The organism is Bartonella elizabethae F9251 = ATCC 49927 (assembly GCF_000518165.1).
In the GTDB taxonomy this organism is placed as follows: Bacteria; Pseudomonadota; Alphaproteobacteria; order Rhizobiales; family Rhizobiaceae; genus Bartonella; species Bartonella elizabethae.
Genome location: NZ_KI912396.1, coordinates 18,886 through 24,827, shown reverse-complemented (window position 1 = coordinate 24,827; position 5,942 = coordinate 18,886). Strand labels below are relative to the sequence as shown.

Genomic DNA, 5,942 nt, shown 5'->3' with positions numbered 1-5,942 from the left:
CAAAAAGGATAAGCAGATTTTGGGGATATTGGACCACAACTTAGAAAATAACTGGAATCCCCCCAAGCCTTACCTGACTACACAAAACGCACGCAATCTCTACCTTCTAGCCCCTTTATTCTTCTTCATCGCTAACCTGCGGAGGTGGCGGGAGGATATAAGCTCCCGAAAGCCAACGATTAAGATCAATGGCGCGGCAGCGGGGAGAACAAAAAGGATAAGCAGATTTTTGTGACATTTGACCACAAATAGGACAAGGATGTGGCGGACGAGTATCTTTTGGCAAAGGGGGTTCTTGTTGCTCAGAGCGTTCTTTTTGGCTATGCAGCTTCTTTTGACTTTGAGACGTTTGTGTTCTTTCCTCTTTCATTAAATTTTCTTCTGTTTCTTTCTGTACACTGCCTTGTTTCATTTTTGCTTTGCACTTTTTTCTACACTTTTTGCTGCTTTTTACCCTGCATAGCTCTTACCTTCAAATTTTTCTACGACATCTCTTCAGTCCACTGAACGTAAAGTGGATAGTGATAAGCAGTCAACAGATCAGCGGTTTCCGCCAAAGGCAATCCCACGACATTCGAATAAGAGCCTGCAATATAGACCACAAAAGCCCCTGCTTTTCCTTGGATAGCATAGCCACCCGCTTTCCCTTGCCATTCTCCAGAAGCAAGGTAAGCCTTCATCATAAAAGAGGTTAAACGTCTAAAACGGACACGCGTTTCAACCAATTTTACGGTTATTTTTCCCTGTTCATTCAAGGCACAAATGGCGCCATAAACCTTGTGCGCCCTTCCAGAAAGGAAACGTAAACATTCATAAGCCTCATCCTCGCTTTCTGGTTTGGGAAGAATGGTGCGCCCCACCGCCACCACCGTATCAGCCGCCAAGATAATCGTTTTCTGCCCAGATAATTTTTCTTGGAGGTTTTGATTTTCTTGGGATTTTTGAGCGTACCAGCGCATGTTCTCTTGCGCTCTGAGTGCTTTTTCTTTTGCCAAACGTTTGGCAAGGTTTGCAGGATGTTCTTTTAATTTTGGCGTTTCATCAATATCGCTTGCATAAACCTGTTGGGGCTCAATGCCCATTTGCGCTAAGAGCATTAAACGCCGTGGCGAAGCGGAGGCAAGCACCAAATGAATTTCTTCTCCCAAATGTATTTTTCCCCCAAGAGTTTCTGCCAAACGTTTTTTCCCCCACTCTTTTATAATTTTCATTTCCACCCCTTTTACAATCGGCTTATTTCTTCCCCTATTTTAAGCGCCATGGGTCTCCTTATTCTTTATTGTGCACTGCCCTTATTGTACACTTTGCGCACTGATTTTACACTTTATTCAAGGTCACTCATTGTCCTTTTCTCATGACATAGAAAGCACCCTCAAGGTCTGTTAAAAATAACAGAAAGAATATTGTGACTTTTACAAAAAAGCGCACCCCTTCCATAAAGCTACTTATAACGATATGTAATGCGTCCTTTTGTCAAATCATAAGGGGTCATTTCGACCATGATTTTATCACCGGCTAACACGCGAATACGATTTTTTCGCATTCTTCCAGCGGTATGTGCAATAATTTCATGATCATTTTCGAGTTTCACACGAAACATCGCATTCGGTAAGAGTTCGGTAACGATACCCGAAAATTCTAAAACTTCTTCTTTTGACATAAACAATCATTTCCTTTACAATACGCATATTTTATTAAGCTAGCGTTATTTTCCAGCGTTCATACCCTATTTTCTCAAATTTGTGAATAAAAATTCAACAAAAAGGGAAAGGTTTTTCCAGTTTTCTCTTTTCTGTTCTCAAAAAACCGCACTCTCTATTTTGAGCCTTACACCTTTAGTCGCTTATATTTTACCGACCAATTTCTTCCAATTTTTAGGATGATCTTGGTTTAAGCGTGACGCGAAATGAAGCTCCCCCCCTCCAATTTTTCTTTCCCTCTCTCTTGCCCCTCCTCCCTTCCAGCCTCTCGTCCCCCCCACACACCTATCTCTCCTTCTCATCTTGCCGCCTTTACAAGATGCTCTTCCCAATCCTCTCTCCCCATTCCACACTATGGCAACCACCCCCCCCAAAGCTTGCACCACGCATAAAGTCCTCCACAGCTTAAACGCCCCTTACGTTTTTACAGATACACGCCTTTACGCTTTCCCATTTTCACTCAAAAGCAGCCAACTAAAGTGGCACACTTCTGCGTTTCTCACTACACAGCCACTTTGTAAACAACACAAACGGTTTAGCAACGCTCCTATCTTGAGATCACCGCTCTTTGGGGGACTTGGGGGGGGGCGGTGCGATAAAAGGTGCAACAAGCAAGCTCCACAATCCACGCAGACAAAAAAGCACCTTAAATGTATAAAGCGATAAAACTGATATCATTACACTTCAAAGATTAATGTTTTACACGATGGTAGGATCATGAGCGCACTGTCTTTTTTAAAAAAAGAAACAACATGGAGATCTCAAATCGCTTAATGATCATTCTCGACTGTCGTGTGAAGGGGGTGTTAACATTTTACTTTTTTTAATTTTTATAACACCAGTCATTCCAGTAAGAATAATAAAGGCAGACATCGCTAAAAAAGAGCTCATTAATCCGACGAGTGCAAAAAGTCCAGCAATAAGGCCAGACACGGCTTCCGCAGAGTTCGCTAGGGTTGAAAAGGTTCCAAAACTCTTTCCAAAATCTTCACGACGAGAATATAATTGAAGGGCTGAGACTAAACTAATATCCACAAATGCACCGGTAAAGCCTAAAACAAAAGCGAACACGAGAAGGAATTTTAAAGAAAGGATTGCCGCTAAAGGCATAACAAATAAAATGCTCCCATAAAGAAGCCAAAAGATCATAAGCTTTAATGATGTAACATTGACGATCATTTTATGATAGAACAAACCGCCGACAATCGTTCCCACAGCCATGAGAGAAAAAAGTGAACTCACAAAGCTTTCCTCTGCCCCTATAGAGAGAACAAAAGCTGGAATTAAAAATCTTAAAATTGCCCCCGTAAAGAGAATAGCAAACGCCGATCCAATAAGCGTAATCAATAAGTTATTATTTTCAGTAGAAATAGCTTTAAGATAAGAAGCTGTTTCCCGATAAATTTTTATAAAATTGAATGATTGAGTCCCACTTGCATTTAAATTCATGAGATTCAATAACAGGATAATAGAGATAAAATAGGTCAAGAAATCAAAAATAAGGACGGTGGATTTATTGGCAAAAAGAAGCAGGAGGGAACAAACTAAAGGACCAATGACAGCGGCAATTTCATTGATAATTTGTGCAAGACTATTTGCCTTTGTCAAATCCTTAATTGCAAACATTTTCAGGATAGCAGCTTGAAAGCTTGGTTGAAAAATACTTCTTCCGATTGTTGTACCTATTGCTGCCAAAATAAGCACAATAATATGGTCAGTCCCTGTTATAGTGGTTATGAACACGAAGAATGCGGCGAACAATCTCACCACTTCACTGCAGATCATATTTTTCTTCAAAGAAAAATTATCTGCGAACCAACCGCCTATAGGTCCAAAAAAGAGAAAAGGGATAAATCGAAAAAAATACACAAGACCGATCAAAAAGGCATTATCTGTGACTTCTAAGACCAGTAAAACGAAAACGACTTCATAAGCATAATCACCAACTTTAGAAATAAACAGAGAAGAAAAAAGAGCGAAGGGACTCTTTTTCAAAAATAACTTCATATCACCCACCCGATATTCAACTTTTTTACAGTTAAAGCTCCCCGCCCTTTCATACAATTGATGATATGAACTTCAAAGGAACGACCAATTCCTTGTTAAAATATCCCCGCTAAGTATTCCATACTCTAATATCGATCTCAAAGAACATTTTTTAACAAAAAGAGGATAATTCTTGAGCTTCAAAAAATATTTTCACCTTCCCAATATCTTCATTTTTCTTGTCAATCTTTTGAAATTCCTTTATTAGTTAAAAGATATTTTGATCGTCCACGCACCGATCAAGAGGGAACTAAAAGCCTTAAACCCTAGCGTATAGTTATGCCTACTCTTGTGGGTGTCTTGGGATTCCGGGAGATTTTGCTATGTCCAGGTGCTCGAGCGCACTAAAAGCAAAAAGCTGACTAGGGTTCAGTACTTGTTACTCCCGGAATACCAATGCGAGGGCGCTCGCAACCGGAGGGGGCTTAACATGCAGACCAAAAATCCACAGTTTCAAACCAAAAATCCGCATTTTATTGATATTGCGATTGGCAAAAGAATTCGTCAAAGACGCATTGCCATGGGGCTTACTCAAAAGGCTTTAGGGAATTCTTTAGGGGTGAGTTTCCAACAAATTCAAAAATATGAAAAAGGTTTAAACCGCGTAAGCGCCAAATGTTTACTAGAAATCGCTACAAAACTACAGGTTCCAATAAGCTTTTTTTATGCGGATATTGTCACAAAAGATATTGTTACAAAAGACCATCACGCTCTTAACTGACAAGGTTAAGAAAGGAGTCTTGCTGAGAGCCCATTTTGTGTTAGCAGATCTATTGCTAATTTATCAAATGAAACAAAGGTTTCACCACCTAGCCAATGTCCCTCATAAGATATAATTCCATCAGCAAAATCTCCACCAGCCTCAAGCATAGCAAGCCCTGCTTCAACAGCTGGTCGATTCATGACGACATTACGCGTTGCAAGAAGATCACGAACCATCAAAGCAATCTCTTCTTTTGATAATTTTGCCCCGCGGCGGAGTATCCAAATAAGTTCGCAAAGACAAGGCAAAGAAATAGCGATGAGAGAAGCTTCTCTTAAAATCTTACTTGCTATTTCACCTTGCTTTTTATCATCTTGTAAAACAGCGCGGGCTAAAACATTTGTATCTACAGAAATCTTCACTTTTTCCCCGCCCAACCAGAGGCAGCAATTTCGTTCATTTCTTCCACAGTCAGTGTTTTTTTAACTTTTCCGGCAAATCGTCCGATAAAGCTATCAATTGTGCTTGTAGGCTGTGCTGCTTTTATACGAAGTTCACCACCTGGTAACTTATCAAAGTTGATGCGCTCGCCTGGTTTAACACCAAGGTGCTGGAGTAAATCCCGCTTCAGCGTCACTTGTCCTTTTGCTGTAACAGTTAGTGAAGGCATAGAAAAATCCTCTTAATATAGATATCGTTATTCAGTATATATAAAAAATAATGAAAAATTCAATTACTTTTTAAAATTACCAAAGCACTATAGGGCAGATCCTGAACATGAGGAATTGTAAGATATATGCGTTTTCATACCGGCAATATCTGATTACCCCCGATAACAAAACCTATTGACTTGCCCCCACAAGACAAAACCTTCCAGCCCACACCACTGTGCAAACAAAAGTTTTCAAACGACAAGCCAGCCTCTTAACCCCGCGCGCTATCCCAAATCACCTCTTCAAAAACATGGAGCAGACAAGACCAAACAAGCCTCATCCCCCATGCTAATCACTTCATGGAGTCCAGATCACTCCCTCTCAACAATAGTGCTTTATAAAATACGCCTTACTGCATCCCGAATGGTTCTCTTCACCACTCCGTAAAGGGTGTATTTTTAGGGCATAAGAGGATAATTCTTGAGCTCCAAAAAATATTTTCACCTTTCCAATATCTTCATTTTTCTTGCCAATCTTTTGAAATTCCTTTATTAATGAGCACGTGTTTTTGATCGTCCACGCAACGGTCAAATAGGGAGCTAAAGGCCCGAACGCTCAGTACATAAATTTATCCAGCTTTGCGGGTATCCCGGGATTCCGGGAGATTTTGCTATGTCCAGGTGCTCGACCGCACTAAAAGCAAAAGGCTGGCTGAGCTCAGTGCTTTCAAACTCCCGGAATACCAATGCGAGGGCGCTCGCAACCGGTGAGGGGCTTAACATGCAGACCAAAAATCCACAGTTTCAAACCAAAAATCCGCATTTTATTGATATTGCGATT

At 40.6% G+C, this 5,942-nt stretch carries 5 protein-coding genes and 2 pseudogenes; 1 reads left to right on the top strand and 6 read right to left on the bottom strand.

The genetic code is table 11. The annotated features are described in order from the left end of the window. Nucleotides 1-115: 115 nt before the first annotated feature. From yacG to T429_RS0109615, 4 genes and pseudogenes are all read right to left on the bottom strand, one after another. Nucleotides 116-412, bottom strand: coding sequence for a DNA gyrase inhibitor YacG (gene yacG, locus T429_RS0109635; protein ID WP_005775290.1), 297 nt, complete (start codon nucleotides 410-412; stop codon nucleotides 116-118). 70 nt (nucleotides 413-482) lie between these two features. Continuing rightward, nucleotides 483-1,211, bottom strand: a complete 729-nt coding sequence (locus T429_RS0109630) for a Maf family nucleotide pyrophosphatase (RefSeq protein WP_005774747.1) — start codon at nucleotides 1,209-1,211, stop codon at nucleotides 483-485. A 230-nt stretch (nucleotides 1,212-1,441) separates the two neighbouring features. Further along, entirely contained in the window at nucleotides 1,442-1,660 is a 219-nt protein-coding gene (gene infA, locus T429_RS0109625) for a translation initiation factor IF-1 (RefSeq protein ID WP_004857577.1), read from the bottom strand. A gap of 810 nt (nucleotides 1,661-2,470) precedes the next feature. After that, nucleotides 2,471-3,707, bottom strand: a pseudogene (locus T429_RS0109615) (MFS transporter). A 469-nt stretch (nucleotides 3,708-4,176) separates the two neighbouring features. On the opposite strand from T429_RS0109615, the pseudogene T429_RS10045 reads away from it, so the two are divergent. Next, nucleotides 4,177-4,452 (top strand): annotated as a pseudogene (locus T429_RS10045) (helix-turn-helix domain-containing protein); the annotation flags it as partial. A 20-nt stretch (nucleotides 4,453-4,472) separates the two neighbouring features. On the opposite strand, the gene T429_RS0109605 reads toward T429_RS10045, so the two are convergent. Together T429_RS0109605 and T429_RS0109600 are read right to left on the bottom strand one after the other, a co-directional pair. Then, nucleotides 4,473-4,871: a type II toxin-antitoxin system VapC family toxin gene (locus tag T429_RS0109605; RefSeq protein WP_005774742.1), complete on the bottom strand. Its 399-nt coding sequence runs from the start codon at nucleotides 4,869-4,871 to the stop codon at nucleotides 4,473-4,475. Further along, nucleotides 4,868-5,119, bottom strand: coding sequence for an AbrB/MazE/SpoVT family DNA-binding domain-containing protein (locus T429_RS0109600; protein ID WP_005774741.1), 252 nt, complete (start codon nucleotides 5,117-5,119; stop codon nucleotides 4,868-4,870). Before T429_RS0109600 ends, T429_RS0109605 begins: the two co-directional genes overlap by 4 nt. Between the last annotated feature and the right edge of the window lie 823 nt (nucleotides 5,120-5,942).

What these genes read in the sequence shown, in the direction of transcription:
- yacG (WP_005775290.1), bottom strand. Translation starts at nt 412, where the DNA reads ATGAAACAAGGCAGTGTACAGAAAGAAACAGAAGAAAATTTAATGAAA.
- T429_RS0109630 (WP_005774747.1), bottom strand. Translation starts at nt 1,211, where the DNA reads ATGAAAATTATAAAAGAGTGGGGGAAAAAACGTTTGGCAGAAACTCTT.
- infA (WP_004857577.1), bottom strand. Translation starts at nt 1,660, where the DNA reads ATGTCAAAAGAAGAAGTTTTAGAATTTTCGGGTATCGTTACCGAACTC.
- T429_RS0109600 (WP_005774741.1), bottom strand. Translation starts at nt 5,119, where the DNA reads ATGCCTTCACTAACTGTTACAGCAAAAGGACAAGTGACGCTGAAGCGG.